18 protein-coding genes, 1 tRNA gene and 1 pseudogene are annotated in these 14037 nt (G+C 56.6%); 5 read left to right on the plus strand and 15 right to left on the minus strand.

Annotated elements, in window-relative coordinates; genetic code table 11:
• Positions 1–2 precede the first annotated feature (2 nt).
• The 9 genes from HX868_RS06315 to HX868_RS06355 all read right to left on the minus strand — a co-directional run bounded on the left by HX868_RS06315 (position 3) and on the right by HX868_RS06355 (position 5537).
• Positions 3–335 carry a hypothetical protein gene (locus HX868_RS06315; RefSeq protein ID WP_090367430.1) on the minus strand — a complete coding sequence of 111 codons (333 nt, stop codon included), beginning with the start codon at positions 333–335 and terminating at the stop codon, positions 3–5.
• Positions 332–595 carry a hypothetical protein gene (locus HX868_RS06320; protein WP_177002298.1) on the minus strand — a complete coding sequence of 88 codons (264 nt, stop codon included), beginning with the start codon at positions 593–595 and terminating at the stop codon, positions 332–334. Before HX868_RS06320 ends, HX868_RS06315 begins: the two co-directional genes overlap by 4 nt.
• Positions 596–1067: 472 nt before the next feature.
• Positions 1068–1541 (minus strand): Rha family transcriptional regulator, encoded by a 474-nt coding sequence (locus HX868_RS06325; protein WP_177002299.1) that lies wholly within the window; start codon positions 1539–1541, stop codon positions 1068–1070.
• The gene (locus HX868_RS06330; protein ID WP_169368164.1) at positions 1538–1837 is read right to left on the minus strand and encodes a helix-turn-helix domain-containing protein; all 300 of its coding nucleotides are present in this window, start codon (positions 1835–1837) and stop codon (positions 1538–1540) included. Before HX868_RS06330 ends, HX868_RS06325 begins: the two co-directional genes overlap by 4 nt.
• Positions 1837–2088: a helix-turn-helix transcriptional regulator gene (locus HX868_RS06335; RefSeq protein ID WP_169368165.1), complete on the minus strand. Its 252-nt coding sequence runs from the start codon at positions 2086–2088 to the stop codon at positions 1837–1839. Before HX868_RS06335 ends, HX868_RS06330 begins: the two co-directional genes overlap by 1 nt.
• Before the next feature lie 170 nt (positions 2089–2258).
• A complete protein-coding gene (locus HX868_RS06340; RefSeq protein WP_177002300.1) occupies positions 2259–3239 on the minus strand; it encodes a DUF6387 family protein in 981 nt (326 codons plus the stop codon).
• Between the two features lie 66 nt (positions 3240–3305).
• A complete protein-coding gene (locus HX868_RS06345; RefSeq protein ID WP_177002301.1) occupies positions 3306–4547 on the minus strand; it encodes a tyrosine-type recombinase/integrase in 1242 nt (413 codons plus the stop codon).
• A 170-nt stretch (positions 4548–4717) separates the two neighbouring features.
• Positions 4718–4794: transfer RNA gene (locus HX868_RS06350), tRNA-Met, on the minus strand.
• Between the two features lie 191 nt (positions 4795–4985).
• Positions 4986–5537 carry an RNA polymerase sigma factor gene (locus tag HX868_RS06355; protein WP_095014606.1) on the minus strand — a complete coding sequence of 184 codons (552 nt, stop codon included), beginning with the start codon at positions 5535–5537 and terminating at the stop codon, positions 4986–4988.
• Positions 5538–5797: 260 nt separating this feature from the next.
• On the opposite strand from HX868_RS06355, the gene sctW reads away from it, so the two are divergent.
• The 5 genes and pseudogenes from sctW (at position 5798) to sctU (ending at position 10028) form a co-directional block, all read left to right on the plus strand.
• On the plus strand, positions 5798–6862 hold the full coding sequence (gene sctW / locus HX868_RS06360; protein ID WP_177002302.1) for a type III secretion system gatekeeper subunit SctW: 1065 nt from the start codon (positions 5798–5800) through the stop codon (positions 6860–6862).
• A pseudogene (locus tag HX868_RS06365) lies at positions 6859–7842 on the plus strand (FHIPEP family type III secretion protein); the annotation flags it as partial. The gene sctW and the pseudogene HX868_RS06365, both read left to right, overlap by 4 nt.
• A 29-nt stretch (positions 7843–7871) precedes the next feature.
• On the plus strand, positions 7872–8135 hold the full coding sequence (sctS, locus tag HX868_RS06370) for a type III secretion system export apparatus subunit SctS (RefSeq protein WP_016977094.1): 264 nt from the start codon (positions 7872–7874) through the stop codon (positions 8133–8135).
• Positions 8136–8145: 10 nt separating this feature from the next.
• On the plus strand, positions 8146–8934 hold the full coding sequence (sctT, locus tag HX868_RS06375) for a type III secretion system export apparatus subunit SctT (RefSeq protein ID WP_016977093.1): 789 nt from the start codon (positions 8146–8148) through the stop codon (positions 8932–8934).
• Positions 8931–10028, plus strand: coding sequence for a type III secretion system export apparatus subunit SctU (gene sctU / locus HX868_RS06380; RefSeq protein ID WP_177002303.1), 1098 nt, complete (start codon positions 8931–8933; stop codon positions 10026–10028). Before sctT ends, sctU begins: the two co-directional genes overlap by 4 nt.
• On the opposite strand, the gene HX868_RS06385 is transcribed toward sctU, so the two are convergent.
• From HX868_RS06385 to sctL, 6 genes are all read right to left on the minus strand, one after another.
• Positions 10029–10379 (minus strand): transcriptional regulator, encoded by a 351-nt coding sequence (locus HX868_RS06385; protein WP_177002304.1) that lies wholly within the window; start codon positions 10377–10379, stop codon positions 10029–10031.
• A gap of 11 nt (positions 10380–10390) precedes the next feature.
• Entirely contained in the window at positions 10391–10594 is a 204-nt protein-coding gene (hrpT, locus tag HX868_RS06390) for an HrpT family type III secretion system protein (protein WP_177002305.1), read from the minus strand.
• Positions 10591–12729, minus strand: a complete 2139-nt coding sequence (gene sctC, locus HX868_RS06395) for a type III secretion system outer membrane ring subunit SctC (RefSeq protein ID WP_177002306.1) — start codon at positions 12727–12729, stop codon at positions 10591–10593. Before sctC ends, hrpT begins: the two co-directional genes overlap by 4 nt.
• Before the next feature lie 14 nt (positions 12730–12743).
• Positions 12744–13139 carry a CesT family type III secretion system chaperone gene (locus HX868_RS06400; protein ID WP_343048025.1) on the minus strand — a complete coding sequence of 132 codons (396 nt, stop codon included), beginning with the start codon at positions 13137–13139 and terminating at the stop codon, positions 12744–12746.
• Complete coding sequence (locus tag HX868_RS06405; protein ID WP_177002307.1) at positions 13139–13354, minus strand: hypothetical protein; 216 nt, start codon at positions 13352–13354, stop codon at positions 13139–13141. Before HX868_RS06405 ends, HX868_RS06400 begins: the two co-directional genes overlap by 1 nt.
• A 78-nt stretch (positions 13355–13432) precedes the next feature.
• On the minus strand, positions 13433–14026 hold the full coding sequence (gene sctL, locus HX868_RS06410; protein ID WP_177002308.1) for a type III secretion system stator protein SctL: 594 nt from the start codon (positions 14024–14026) through the stop codon (positions 13433–13435).
• Between the last annotated feature and the right edge of the window lie 11 nt (positions 14027–14037).

A 14037-nucleotide genomic window follows, 5' to 3' on the forward strand; every position in this document is an offset into this window, starting at 1 on the left:
TTTTAAGCCTCTACTGGGTCTTTCGGCTTGAACCGCTCGGAGCCATTTCGCATTGCGCGCAAGCCAATCACCGCAGCCCTGGCTACGCGATCTATAAAGCCGATTTCAAGGTTGGTATATCGCCCACCCATGCCGCACAAGGCGAACTGAATGGCGCCGAATGCTTCGGTTTCATCATGCGCGGCCAGCTCGGTGATCTCGTAATCGAAGCAAGCAAGGCCCTTTTCCCAATCGGCAGCTACGCCAGGGTTGTTCCGGGGCCAGTTGATGAGCCTGCCCATGTCGTCGCGCTTGGTGAAACTGAGGTCATCCCGCGTTTGGATTGCCGTTTTCATTCGTCACCCCCGGCGCCCAGGCCAGCGTACCCGGACAGAGCGGCGGAAATTGCCTCGCGGTTGCAGTCGGCGGTGTTGGCGCCGTCAGCGGCTAGGTTCCACGCGACATCTACCAGATTGCGGACGTGCTGACTCGTGCCCTTGTCTGCCAATGCGGCATAGAGAACGGCCTCAACCTTGCGCAGGGCGATCTGGGCGCTTTCGAGATCCTCAAGCGTGTCGTGGGCAATCTCTTGGATGGTGCGGGCGGGGGTATTCATTGCACACCCCCGGCAGACTCTAGGGAGCGGGCAATGCTCATGTGGTGCGAGTAACGCTTGAGGCGGGTTGCGAGGCTGGAGTTTGCGCGGAGGGCGCTCAGGGCCATGCGGCGGTGAGCAAATGCGCGAATCGCAGACGGATTTAGGGCGGGCATACGTGGAGCTCCTAACGTAAAGAGGGAGCTGCCACGTTCGTTACCAAGCGAATGGGTGGCAGCTGTGCGCAGGTTGGTAAACCGGGACGTTAGGAACCCGGCAGGCACGAATGCCTCCCACGCACAGCCACCATAAAACGTAACTGCGGGCACAAAAAAAGCGCCTGCAATCGTAATGGGGGCGCTGTTGCGCCTAACGTTCAGCGGGTTACCAAGCCCGGTCGCTGAATTTGCAGCGACGGGCAAACCATACCGACGAGCACGATTGCTTGCAACAAAAGTTATCGACCGTTTATCGCTGATCATGAGCATAGCTGTCATGGGCGGAAGTCCTCAGAATCGACTGGCAGCTTCAGTTGCTCCCTCAAATGAGCGACGTACGCGTATACGCTTGGCTTGTCATAGCGCCAGTGGGCCAGGCGCCGACCACTGGTGCTGGCTTCCATCTTGCGGGCCTCCAATGTGCGGCAGGCGCGCCCATACCGTGCTTCGCGGAACGCCATGATCAGGCTCGCTTTCAGTTCCACAACGCGGTCGGTATTGCGGGACAGCGACAGCAGGAAGAACGCTTGATCTTCGTTCAGCAGGGCGAAGCGCTCCGGCCTACCACCAGCAGTTCCGGCCAAGGGTTTCTCCGTTTGAAACGGAACAACCCCGAACTCTTCAAACATCGCCAGGTAGCGCTCGATCAGCGCCATTGGGTTTTTGTGCTTGGTTCCCAGTTGCTTCGCGAGCTGGCGGCTATCCACGCGCGATTCGTTCTCGGTGTGGGTCAGCGTGATTGCATTCATGCTGTCACCTGCGCCGGCGGGTTGGTGCTGAGGTAGTAGAGCGCCATGCCCTGGTGAGTGCGCCCTTGATCGTCGGTCAGGGTGAGGCGGTGGGTCAGGATCTTGTGGCCTAAGCCGCGCAGTTCATTGATGCGGGCACCAGGGCGGACGATATTCAGTTCGCGGATGGCAGTGAAGGTATCAATGGGGCCAGCCTGTAGGCGCTCCAAAAGGCGAGCACGTTGTGCGGTTCCGCTCGTATTCTCGACGCGAGTGTTTTCGTGTCTGGCCTGTGGGGCGGCCTTTTTTTGGTTCATTAGGCGGCCACCTCGCGTAGAGCGATCCGCTGGCGCACCCAGGCTTGCGCCTCTGCCAGAATCCAACCGACAGGTGCCCCACGCGATTTGCTATCGCTCAGCGGGACGGGGCGAGGGAAAGTCGGGTCGTCTTTGAGGCGCTTGTAGATTGTGGGGCGGGCGTAACCAGTGATTTTCGATAGTTCACTGATGCGAATAATGACGGTAGCTGGATCAAACTGGTGGGTGGTAGTGGCTGGTATTGATTGCATGATGCTGTATCCCGAGTGATAGAGACTGATGTGTCCTCGGGAACAGATTTAAAGGTGTTGCGCCTAGCAACAGAAGTCATCGGAAAGCGCGTATCTCGTTCCGGACAGGCTTCTGCTAAAAGCTATTCCGGCACCCGGAAGGCGTCGGATAATTCCGGAATGATTTTTTCTCATTTTGATTCCGCTACGGCTGCTTTCCTTTCTTCCTTTTCTTTTTCCACTACTTGACCCAAGTACGTTTCAAGCCTGGTTGTTGCCTTGATAAGACGGACAGTCTCAGAGGTAATGCTCTGCTCCATCAATGGTTTGACCACTTTCCTAATCCGCTCTCCCATATCGACGTCTCTGTCCTCAAAGGCGATGGAGCTGGGTGGAAACAGCGCATTCGCTATTTGGTTATTCGTGAAGCGTACGCCTTTGATTTCTGCCCACTGGTACAGATCAAAAGCTGCGAGAATTCTGTACTTGTGCCACTTCTGAAAGTCGTCTTCGCTGATCGGCTTTTTGAATCGCTCATTCATATCGCTCCTAATTCCGGCGAGCCATACGCTGAAAGCAAGCTTGAGCGTTTCATCGTCGCTATCTAGGTCTACGGTTATAGGGACACCATGACAAAACTCTGGTGCAAGCCAACCAACCTTCTCCAGCGCCTCTTTTTTTAGCGAGCTTCCACTCTCGTAGATATCGACCACCTCATCCAGTAAATCCGAGGGGGCCTGCTTTCCTACAACGGAGCACACTTTTTTATAAAGCATTTGCCAAGAAGGATCTTCAGACCAAGACGCAGAAATTACGGCCAGGTCCGCTGCAATCATCGATCTCACTGGGAAAGGATCGGTGTGCCTTTCAGTCAGTCCATAATCGCCAGGGATGCGGCTGGCAAAAGTTTTAAAAAAGCTCTCTTGCTTAGCTTTGTCTAAATGATTTTTCGACTTAATAAACAAGGCGCGCATTTCTATGCACACCCCCCATTGCTCATGGGAGAGGGGGGCTTGATAGGCTTTGTAGTCAAACCACTCTGGAATTTCAGCTCTTGCCATTATTGCCCCCCCTTGACGGGTGTCCTTGAGATTGTTTGGTACCTGGATGGCCAAAAGTCCGCCATTCGGCCCGTAGAACTGGGCCAACCGGAAACTTTGCCTTGCTTGCATACTGTCTATCTAAACAGTGTTGGCGCTCAGTCTATAGCTGTCTATGCGGACAAAGGAAGGCCCGCATCAGGCCCTCTTGCCGAATCCACCTTGAACAACAACGCCTCCTGCGAGACCGTCGAGGTAGTTTGCATACCATTGCATCATCGTCGTGCGCTGCGGCAGGTACTGTGCCTTGTTGTAGACGCCAGCCACGCCCGGCTTTTTGTGGGATAGCTGGGCCTCGACGTGGTTTTCGTCGAAGCCGTTCTCGTTGAGTACCGTCGATGCGATGTGCCGGAAGCCGTGACCGGTTTGCCGGCCTTCATATCCCATACGGCGCAGCGCCATCAGAAACACAGTGTCACTGCGTGGTTTGGTGTGGTCGCTGCGGCCGGGGAACAGAAGGGCATAGCTGCCGGTGTACTGGCGTAGTTCCTCCAGCGCCTCGATTGCCTGAGACGAAAGCGGCACCAGGTGCTCAAGTCCCTTTTTACGGCCTTTGCGTTCGACTGGGATTGTCCAGAGCTTCTTGGTGAAATCGAACTCCGACCACCGGGCCTCGCGCAACTCGCTAGGGCGCACAGCGAATAGGCTCAGCAGGCGCAGACCGAGGCGCACATCGTGGGCGTGCGGATAGGCAGCAATTGCGCGGATCAGGCCAGGAAGCTCGTCGGGTGAGACGTGGGCATAGTTCTCCGCCTTGCCTGACTGGAGGTATTTTTGAAGCCCCTCAAGCGGGTTGTGGGTTGCCCGACCGGTTACTCTGGCCAAGTCGTAGGCGTCTCGGCAGTACGAGCGCACTCGGCTCATTTGCTCAAGGATTCCCTGTTGCTCCATGCCGCGCAGAAACTCCATCCACTCAAGCGGAGTGATGTCGGCATATGGGCGCTTGCCGAACACCGGGAAAACGTGACGTTCCAGGGCGCCGATGATTCGCTTGGCGGTGCCCGCGTCCCAGTTGGTGAGACGAGAGGCGTACCACTCTCGCGCCAGTGGCTCGAATGTCTCCCCAGCAATATCCCTCTCTGCTTTCTTGCGGGCTTGCTTGGTAACGATCGGGTTTTTGCCGTCGGCGGCGTCGGCGCGCAATTCGGCAGCTTTCTGCCTGGCGACTGATCCACTCACTTCGGGATAACCGCCAAGCCCAAGCCAGGACCACTTGCCGTCGGGCTTCTTGTATCGAAGCTGCCAGGACTTTTGGCCATCAGGCTTCACGCGGAAATAAAGGCCGCTCCCGTCCAGCTCGCGATACTCGTTGGCATCAGGCTCCAGGCCGGCCAATGCGGTATCGGAAAGGGGGCGGCGTTTTATCTCGGATCGCTTCATTTGGGCTTGTATCCCCTCGGTTCAATTATTTGTCGAGGATACACAGGGGGATACACGGAGGGAAGGTATAGGGGGATACAAGGAGAGATAGCCAGAAACAAGAAAGCCCGCACTAGGCGGGCTTCTTGAGGTTGTTTATAGACTCATTGAGACATCTGTAAACAGGTACTTGGTGGCTACACAGGGACTTGAACCCCGGACCCCAGCATTATGAATGCTATGCTCTAACCAACTGAGCTATGTAGCCAAGTGGCGCGCATTATTCGCGCAGAACGAGATTGCGTCAAGCATTTATTTTGAATTTTTATCTACGCTTTCAACTGTTTAAGCGAAACCGCCGGCTCGGGCGACGAGTGGCTCGCGATTCACCTTGTCGCGCATGAGAAAAGTCTGATCGAGTTGGGCAGATATCCCTGCCGCCCAACGCGTAGTGTGACGTTATTGGCGCTGGGGGTTGTGAGTGGCGCGCTTGAGGTGCTCACGTGCCCGTGACAAGCGTGAGCGAACAGTGCCAATAGGAATGTCCAGAACGTCGGCCGTGTCTTGGTAACTGCCGTCGGTTTCCAGCGACGCGTACAGCGTCTTGCGCATCTCCATCGGCAGGTGGTCGATGGCACTCAAGGTTTTTTCCAGGCGCTGGTTGATTTCAAATTCCCAATCCAGGTCGTGATTGTTTTCCTGACCATGCCACAACGACTCATCGAATTCGCAATGTACTGGCTTGGCATACAGGCGTCTGAAATGGTTGCGTATAAGGTTTTGCGCGATACCGCACATCCAGGTGCTGAGCGTGGCATTGCCGCTGAAGCGATCGCGGTTGCGCCAGGCTTCCAGGTATGTCAATTGAAGAAGATCATCCGCATCTTCCGGGTTGAGCACGCGCTTGTGTATGAAGCGGCGTAGTTTTTTTTGCTGGTCATCGGTCAGGTGGAGCATGAATTGAGGCGAGCTGCCAACAAGGTGCGCTAAAGCTTCAATAGGGATATTCATGATTTTTTCCTTAGGGTAGACGCAGTCGACGAATCTCGTCGGGAACCCCATAGCACTGCCTGTGCCAATCGGAAAAAACACATAACCTACTGATTTTTATCAATTAGTTTTTTTCGTTCATCTTTTTTTGAGCAACTGTTTGCGCTGCGCAAAGATTGCGCATGCAAGTCTTTTCAAATTGAACTTGGATCGGCGTTTGATGGAACCGAATGGGCAGCTTGTTCCACATAGGGAAACACTCTTCCTGTGCGGGCCTGTCCATGAAAGTCGAATCCAGCAACGATGTACAAAGGGTCCAGCGCCTGGACCAACCCGTTGTCAATACTGTTGCCGTGCCTTCACCCACGAAGGGCGTCGATCACCTTGGGCACTTGTTCAGCGAGGAGGTGGCGGTCAATACCCAAAGGCTGAGTGAGCGGAAGATGGGCGTCCGTGTGCCTGCGACCGAGCAGCTTGTGCAGCTTTATGATCAGTTGGGTCACCCGGCACAGGCGACATTGGCATCCGTGTCGCGTCGAATCAGGCTGCAACTGTTGCAGAAACCTTCGCTGGAGAAATTACTGGACCTTACAGGTGGAGACCCGGCGCGCGCGTTCGTGGTGCTCAAACATGTGGTGGCCCAAGCCGATAATGAAGTCCGTCCGTCCGAGGCAACCCTCGCGCGTGATGCCATTGCCAGGCTGGAGGTGCGCTTCAAAGGTGAGATTCAGGCTGGCTTGAACATCGCCGTGGCGCTACAGGCAGCCTGCGTTGATCCGAACGAACGCCAGGCATTGCGGGCGCTCTACTACACCAGCGTAGTCACCCGCCAATCTCTGGCGACGATGATGCAAGCCCTACTGGGGGTTTACGGCGGCGAGGGGTTCAGTACCGGGCTCGGTATCATGCGTAAAGCCTTGGCGGACGACATTGCGGCGATGGTGTCGTCGATGCCCACGCCTCTGCTGCGTACCTTGTTGCTGGGGCTGCAAAGCTGCGGCCAGTTGAGCGCCGTGTTGACGGGGTGCCGGTCGCTGGTCCAGCGCCTGAATATCGAACAGGATGCGGTGACGTTGCTGCAACGAATGTTAGCGTACGCCGGCAATGGCATCACGGTTGAAGAATTGCTTCAACTCGGGGATGAGCTGGGAGGGGGGGCGACGGATCGACAGGTGATATCCCTCAATGCCCTTTACCCTTTGCTTCAGCAGTTGCCCATGGCGTTGTGGCCTGATAGCCGAGCGCGTCAGGACACGCTGCTGGCGCTCTTGGCGGTGATCGGGGAGCTGGATCGTTCCATGCGCGGCCAGGCGGGTATCACCGGCAGGTCGAGGGGCCTGGTGTGACCGCGCTGTCGGCCATCAATAGTGTATTGCTCAAAGTGGCACAGCGCGCTGAAGTGCTTGGCGCCGTCGTGGTTTTGGCTATCGTTTTCATTTTTATCGTGCCGTTGCCCACTTGGCTGGTGGATATTCTCATCGCCCTCAACATCTGTATCTCATGCTTGCTGATCGTGCTGGCGCTGTACTTGCCTGGGCCGCTGGCGTTCTCATCGTTCCCGTCGATTCTGTTGCTGACCACGATGTTTCGTCTTGCGCTGTCGATCGCGACCACGCGCCTGATCCTGCTGGAACAGGACGCCGGTGACATCGTCGAGGCCTTCGGAAATTTTGTGGTCGGTGGCAACCTGGCGGTGGGGTTGGTGATCTTCCTGATCCTGACGCTGGTCAACTTCCTGGTGATCACCAAGGGCTCGGAGCGGGTGGCTGAAGTGGCAGCGCGCTTCAGCCTGGACGCGATGCCGGGCAAACAGATGTCCATTGACAGTGACCTGCGTGCCGGCCTGATTGACGGTGCACAAGCGCGAGACAAGCGGGAGCAGTTGTCCCGGGAAAGCCAGTTGTTCGGGGCCATGGACGGGGCCATGAAGTTCGTCAAGGGCGACGCCATCGCCGGTTTGATCATCGTCGTGGTCAACCTCTTGGGTGGTTTTTCCACGGGTATGTTCCAGCACGGCTTGAGTGCGGGCGAGTCAATGGCGCTGTACTCCGTATTGACCATCGGCGATGGCCTGATTGCACAGATCCCGGCGCTGCTGATCTCCCTCACCGCCGGCATGATCATCACCCGCGTGGCGCCCGACGGGAAAAAGGGTATTACCAACATGGGCGCCGAAATTGCCCGGCAAATGACCAGCGAGCCCAAGAGTTGGATCATTGCTTCGGTGGGGATGCTCGCGTTTGCAATCGTGCCGGGCATGCCGACCGGGGTGTTTATCCTGATCGCGCTGATCACCGGCTCCCTGGGTTACTACCTTGCTCGACAGCCTGTTCCTTTCCTATCTCTGAGTGGCGTATGGAACCGATCGTGTTGTTCAAGCAAGGCATGCTGCTGGTGGTAGTGCTATCAGCACCCCCGTTGATCGTGGCGGTGGTGGTGGGCGTATTGACCTCCCTGGTGCAGGCGTTGATGCAGGTACAGGATCAAACGCTGCCCTTTGGAATAAAGCTGGTGGCGGTGGGCATCACATTGATTATGACCGGCCGCTGGATTGGCGTTGAGTTGATCCAACTGATCAATCTGACCTTCGACATGATCGGCCGCTCGGCCCTGAACTGAGGTTTCGCCTGTGCTGCTATACCTCGATTTTCTTCCAAGTTTGCTGATCGGGATGGCGCGTATCTACCCGTGTTGCATTCTGGTCGCGGCGTTTTGTTTTCAGCATATACGCGGCATGCTCAGGCACGTTCTTGTAATGGTGATGGCGCTGATGCCCGCGCCGGGTATTCATGCGATGTTGGAAGGTAGCGATATCTCCGCACTGATGCTCGGCGCCCTGGTGCTGAAGGAGGTGGCCCTTGGATTGCTGCTGGGCGTATTGCTCTCCATGCCATTCTGGCTGTTTGAATCGGTGGGGGCATTGCTGGACAACCAGCGCGGTGCATTGGCAGGCGGGCAACTCAACCCTTCGCTGGGACCGGATGCGACGCCGATCGGTCATTTGTTCAAGCAATTGGCGATCTTTCTGCTGATGGTCACCCTGGGGCTTGGCGCGTTGACTCAGGTGATCTGGGACAGCTATCTGATCTGGCCTCCCACCGTGTGGTTTCCGCTTCCGACGGCCAATGGCATGGGCGTGTTCGTCGGGCTGCTTGGCGATACCTTCACACACATGATGCTCTACGCCGCGCCCTTTATCGCTGTGCTCCTGTTGCTGGAATTCGGCATTGCGTTGCTCGGCGTCTACAGCCAGCAATTGCAGGTGAGCTCACTGGCTCCGCCGGTCAAGAGCCTGGCCGGCATTGGTATCCTGCTGTTGTATTTTGCGCTGCTGCAAGACCTGATCGTCGGACGCATGAGCCAGCTTGGCGACCTCAAAAGCTCGTTGGGAATCCTGTTCAAGGTCGGGATGCCATGAGTGATTCAGGCGAAAAAAAGCATCCGGCGTCCGCAAAAAAACTGCGTGACCAACGTAAGAAGGGTCAGGTTGCCCAGAGTCAGGATATCGCCAAATTGCTGGTACTGACGGCTATCAGCGAAATCGCTTTGTTTACTGCCGAGACCAGCCTGCAACGCTTCCAGCAATTGATGTTATTGCCGATGTCTCGCCTCACACAGCCTTTTGTACGGGCACTGGAAGAAGTGATGTTCGAGGCGATGGTGGTGTTTTTTTCATTCGCCCTGTTGATGGCTGGGGTGGCGATTCTCTCGAAGCTGATCAGCAGTTGGATGCAGTTTGGGATGCTCTTCGCCCCGGAGGCGCTGAAGCTGGACTTCAATCGTCTTAACCCTGTCAGCCAACTCAAGCAGATGTTCTCTGCCCAGCAACTGATGAACCTGTTCATGAGCATTGTGAAGGCGTTCCTTATCGGCTTGATTGTGTACGTGGCGGTCTGGCCCTCATTGGACACGCTGATCAATCTGGCCAACAGCGATCTGCAAAGTTACATCGTTGCGTTGATCGCGCTGTTCCGTCACCTGCTGCATCTCTGCCTGGGCATGCTGCTGGTGCTGGCCTTGATTGACCTGGCAATGGTCAAGCACTTCTTCGCCAAGCGCATGCGTATGACCCAGGTGGAGGTGGTCAAAGAGTACAAAGACATGGAAGGTGACCCGCACGTCAAGGGTCAGCGCCGCGCATTGGCGCAACAGTTGGCCCAGGAAGAGCCGAAGGTCAAGCTGCCCAAGTTGGAAGAGGCCGATATGCTGGTGGTCAACCCCACCCACTTTGCTGTCGCGTTGTATTACCGTCCCGGCAAGACGCCGATCCCGATGTTGGTCAGCAAGGGTACGGATGCGCAGGCCCGTCAATTGATCGCTCGAGCAAAATCCTCCGAGGTGCCGGTGATCCAATGCGTGTGGCTGGCCCGAACGCTCTATACCGCGAAACTGGGTGCGAGCATTCCTCGCGAAACCTTGCAGGCCGTGGCGCTTATCTACCGCACCTTGCGTGAGCTGGATGACGTAGCCAAACGTGAGACGCTGGAGTTGCCAGAGCTTGAGCGGCGTTGATCATCGGCTGCGGCGTGAGTCCAGGGCTTCGAGGTTGACCAGTGACAGCATCCGGCTGAGGATCGTGTCGACAGCGCCGTTCGTTGCCGGTAGTGCGTGCCAGATGACCAGGGCATCCTGAGGGTCGAGGTAAATAAAACAACCACCGAATGCCAATGGTTGCTCATAGCGTCGCTCCAGCGCCCGCTGCACCTGCCCGGTTTGTACCGCCTCCCGAGCAACGTGCAATGCCAGTCCCGGTCGCTTGCCCGCGTGCTGTGCACATGCCTTGACCCCGGCAGCGAGCGACAGGTGAGCGGCAGTGCCACTCACCAGGTTGCGCAGAAATACCTCGCGTTGATCGTCCGGCATTCCCATAGGGCTCATCGTTCCAGCGACACCGTCTGGTAGTCCGCCCGTTCCCCGGCGGGGCCCGGTTCGACACGCATCTGCGATGGCCACCAGATTACCATCTTGTCCTTGGACGATTGCGGGCGCGAGCAGGAGTCGCCTTTGCAAGTAGGGGTGCAGCCTGCGACGAGCAGCGTTGCGCCGAGTAAGGTGGAAAACACTAAGTGCCGTTTCATGGATTGTCCTTCTGAGCCGCGTTGATCAAGGAGGGGCGTGGCACGCCGAGGTGTTCATCTTTCACCACTGGGCGCATGGCGATAAACACCTCGGCTTCTTCACCCGGCTTGAGCCAGGCGCGTGGCCACACGCTGACAGCCAGTGTTTGCGAATTACTGCACTCTTTTTCGTCGATACGTACATTGCGCTTGAACTGGTTGCGCAGCACCACGACCGCCACGTTGTATTCGGGGCCGGCATACCATTGGCTGCGTTCGTTGTTCAGCGCCAGCAGGTCGCGTGTGCTGCACAAGGTACTCAAACCCACAGGCATTGGCGCCACCTTGAAAGCCTTGGGAACCTCTCCGCTCACCAGGTGCGCCAGTGTGCTGATGATGTCGCTGCGCTTGATCACTGGCTGGTGCGGCGCATAGCGTCGGGCCAGCGGAGTGAGCGCAGCTTGCAATTCGACCTGATCGGCCTGGGGCAGGTAGCGTGACGGGTCGGCCTGGTCGCCGATCACGCGCGGGGTAAGAATGAACAGTCGTTCACGCCGATTGTTCTGCCGTTCGGTCGAGGAAAAAAGGGCCTTGCCCAACAACGGAATGTCGCCGAGCAAGGGCACCTTGTTTTGCTTGTCAGTACTTTCGGTGACATGGAAGCCGCCGACGACCAACGAACGCTTTTCGGCCATTACAGCCTGGGTACTGACCTTACCTCGGCGTACGTCGAAATTATTGGGATTTGCGTTGGAGTCTTCGAAATTTCCATCCTCAATATCAATCGCCAGATGGATCTGGTGACCGCCCCGGCTGGTAATGACCCGGGGAACAACCTGGAAGCTGGTACCCACGGTGATTGGCAGGATCGTTGCGACCTGACGCCCGGGTGTCAGGTATTGCGTACGGTTGAAGTCGATGACGGCAGGCTGGTTTTCCAAGGTCAGTACGGATGGGTTGGAGACCATGGTTGCCAGTCCTTTGGCTTCAAGTGCGCGGATATCTGCGTAGAACCGCTCGCGGTTCTCAATGGACAGTTGTGAGGACGTGCCAGGTGCCAGGTTGGTGCCTCCACCGCGAAATCGGCTGTTCTGAAACCCCCAGTTCACCCCGAACTCACGCAACTGTGTGCGCTCGATATCAAGAATGATCGCGTCGATTTCCACCAATTTGCGCGCGACATCAAGTTGGGCGATGAGCTCGCGGTACATGGCTTGGCGCTCAGGCAAGTCGTAGATCAGCACCGCGTTATTGCGCACGTCGGCTTCGACGCGAATCCGGCTGGTAGAGACGGATGCGCGCGGTGTGAGTGCTGGACCGGCGTCCTGCCCACCACCGGTAGCGTTCGCACCGAGTATCTGTCCTAACAAAGGGTTGTTCAGCCTGGGAATAGTTGGCGCGAGCGGGGAGGGCTGTGATGCCGGGCGCTGGCTCAGCCCCGATAATGTCGAGGACGACCGTGGCTCCAGCAACCCGCGCAGAACGCTAGCAACCCCCGGTATTGTGAGCTTCTCGCCGCGGTAATCCACTTGGTTGTCTGCGGCGTTGGCGAACTTCAGCGGGTAACTCAATATGCTTTGTTTTTCATCCGGTGAGCGGCGCTGACTGCTGAACTGTTTGATCTGTTCGATGTAGCGTTGAGGGCCAGAGACAAGTACGGCGCCATCTTCCGACAACTCTCCCCAGCCAAACCGGCTGTCGAGCAGGCCTATGTCGGTGAGCGCCTGCTTGAGGTCGGCAATGGTCTCTGAGGAAACTTCCAGCCGCGCCGATTCTTGCAGGTCCAGAGTGCTGATATAGAGCGTATTGTTGTACAAGTACCACTGGAAGCGGTGCTCTACTCCCAGCCTGTCGAGCATCGACTGCGGAGTATTGGCGCGTATCTTGCCATTGACGTTGCCCTCCAGCAGGCCTTCGATTTGCAGGCGCGTACCGAAGGTCTGGGCGAAGTCTTCAAGCACTTCCCGCAGCGGCTTGTGCTCGGCCTCGTAGGCGTACGCAGTGTTTTTCCATTCAGAAGGAATGGCCGCGAAAGCGCTTGGTACAGGTATCAGCAGCCAAGGCAGCGCGAACAGGCAGCGCCACCCTACTCGTTTTGACAATCTGTCGCGCGAATCAAAGCGCAAGCAAGTGTGCTTGTAGGGCTTGGTGTGCATAGGGCATTCTCTGATTAGTAAGACATCGAGCGTAGTGAGGTGGGTGTGAGCTGTTTGACCTGCCGTGCAAGGCGCACTGCAGTGGAACGCCAGGTGTCACGCTGGTTGAGTAGCGCTTGGAGACAATTAAGCAGGTTCGTGTGGTCACACGGTCCCTGGAGGCTTTGAATCAACCAGAGCGCACCCGTATCAGGTTTCAGCGCCAATGCACCTTGGAAATGATTCAGGCTGACAGCACTCAGGCGCATCCAGCCGGACAAGGCGGCGTTAGCGCATGGCGTCGCCGTCAGTTGGGCCTCCAGCAGCACGGCACCCCCCTGGCGCTTCAACATGATTTCGTCGTCGCCTTCGAACAAGGTGATCTGCTCTTTGTGGCTGCTCAACCAGTCTTTGACTAGCGCTTTCATCATTACTGGAAGCTCTCGAAGACACTTTTGAGCAGCATGTGATTGACACGGTTATGCTCGAGATAGGCCATTTGAGTGGTTGCCTTACTCATCGCCAACTCGAAGAACTCTGCATCCGATCCATTTTCGGCAACCTCTGCAGAGTGTTGTTGGTAACGTTTGTGTGCCGCGTCGCTGTTTCTCAATAATTGGCCAGAAAGACCGTTAAAGAAGTCCATGGTTTCTCCTTCATACATCGTGAGTTGGCGTTGATGAATGGGGTCTTGTTATGAAGCTTTCTTGTAAAGGGTGGGCGGCTAAACGTTTAGCCAATACTCTTTGTTGTTAGTGAAGAAACTCTCGAGCATTGAGTTCCAGTTGATGCGAAAGTCACCTTCGTCAGTGTTCAATACGAGTGTCTGATGGGGAACCGCCTCATCGGCGTGGAGCTTCCAGATTGAGATGTGATGATTGACCAGGCACTGCTTCATCTGTTCAAGATCATGGGGGTGGCACAGCAGTGTGGCGTCGGCTACCTGGACTTGGCTGGCGAGCAATTGTTTGCAAAGAGCCGCCAGTCTCTGGTGAGGCACTGTCTCGTCCAGCAGGCAGCGAATTGCCTGGTGGGTGATTGAGGTTGCATAGTGCTCCAGGCTTTCGCACATCGCTTGACGGTCGTGATCCCACTGTTTGAGTAGGGTGTCTGCCCGCTGCCATATCTCTAGTGAGGCTTTCTCCAACAGCGCTTCGCACTCTTTTTCTGCCTGCTGTATCAACTCCTCGACCTGAGCATTGGTGCGGATCAAGAGCTGGTTGGCCTGCTCCCAGTCTGCGAGTTCTTCGCGAGGGATCAGCCGGCGTGACAAAGCTGCGGGACCTTTGAGCAGCTCAATAGTGCGTCGACATAGCATCGTTGATTTCC

The organism is Pseudomonas reactans (assembly GCF_013385825.1).
In the GTDB taxonomy this organism is placed as follows: domain Bacteria; phylum Pseudomonadota; class Gammaproteobacteria; order Pseudomonadales; family Pseudomonadaceae; genus Aquipseudomonas; species Aquipseudomonas reactans.

Excerpts from the sequence above, each read along its gene's own strand:
- HX868_RS06400 (WP_343048025.1), bottom strand. The coding sequence starts at position 13,139 with ATGATGAAAGCGCTAGTCAAAGACTGGTTGAGCAGCCACAAAGAGCAG.
- sctC (WP_177002306.1), bottom strand. The coding sequence starts at position 12,729 with ATGCACACCAAGCCCTACAAGCACACTTGCTTGCGCTTTGATTCGCGC.
- HX868_RS06340 (WP_177002300.1), bottom strand. The coding sequence starts at position 3,239 with ATGCAAGCAAGGCAAAGTTTCCGGTTGGCCCAGTTCTACGGGCCGAAT.
- HX868_RS06330 (WP_169368164.1), bottom strand. The coding sequence starts at position 1,837 with ATGAACCAAAAAAAGGCCGCCCCACAGGCCAGACACGAAAACACTCGC.
- HX868_RS06315 (WP_090367430.1), bottom strand. The coding sequence starts at position 335 with ATGAAAACGGCAATCCAAACGCGGGATGACCTCAGTTTCACCAAGCGC.
- hrpT (WP_177002305.1), bottom strand. The coding sequence starts at position 10,594 with ATGAAACGGCACTTAGTGTTTTCCACCTTACTCGGCGCAACGCTGCTC.
- HX868_RS06335 (WP_169368165.1), bottom strand. The coding sequence starts at position 2,088 with ATGCAATCAATACCAGCCACTACCACCCACCAGTTTGATCCAGCTACC.
- sctU (WP_177002303.1), top strand. The coding sequence starts at position 8,931 with ATGAGTGATTCAGGCGAAAAAAAGCATCCGGCGTCCGCAAAAAAACTG.
- HX868_RS06385 (WP_177002304.1), bottom strand. The coding sequence starts at position 10,379 with ATGCCGGACGATCAACGCGAGGTATTTCTGCGCAACCTGGTGAGTGGC.
- sctL (WP_177002308.1), bottom strand. The coding sequence starts at position 14,026 with ATGCTATGTCGACGCACTATTGAGCTGCTCAAAGGTCCCGCAGCTTTG.
- HX868_RS06345 (WP_177002301.1), bottom strand. The coding sequence starts at position 4,547 with ATGAAGCGATCCGAGATAAAACGCCGCCCCCTTTCCGATACCGCATTG.
- HX868_RS06325 (WP_177002299.1), bottom strand. The coding sequence starts at position 1,541 with ATGAATGCAATCACGCTGACCCACACCGAGAACGAATCGCGCGTGGAT.
- sctW (WP_177002302.1), top strand. The coding sequence starts at position 5,798 with ATGAAAGTCGAATCCAGCAACGATGTACAAAGGGTCCAGCGCCTGGAC.
- sctS (WP_016977094.1), top strand. The coding sequence starts at position 7,872 with ATGGAACCGATCGTGTTGTTCAAGCAAGGCATGCTGCTGGTGGTAGTG.
- HX868_RS06405 (WP_177002307.1), bottom strand. The coding sequence starts at position 13,354 with ATGGACTTCTTTAACGGTCTTTCTGGCCAATTATTGAGAAACAGCGAC.
- HX868_RS06355 (WP_095014606.1), bottom strand. The coding sequence starts at position 5,537 with ATGAATATCCCTATTGAAGCTTTAGCGCACCTTGTTGGCAGCTCGCCT.
- HX868_RS06320 (WP_177002298.1), bottom strand. The coding sequence starts at position 595 with ATGAATACCCCCGCCCGCACCATCCAAGAGATTGCCCACGACACGCTT.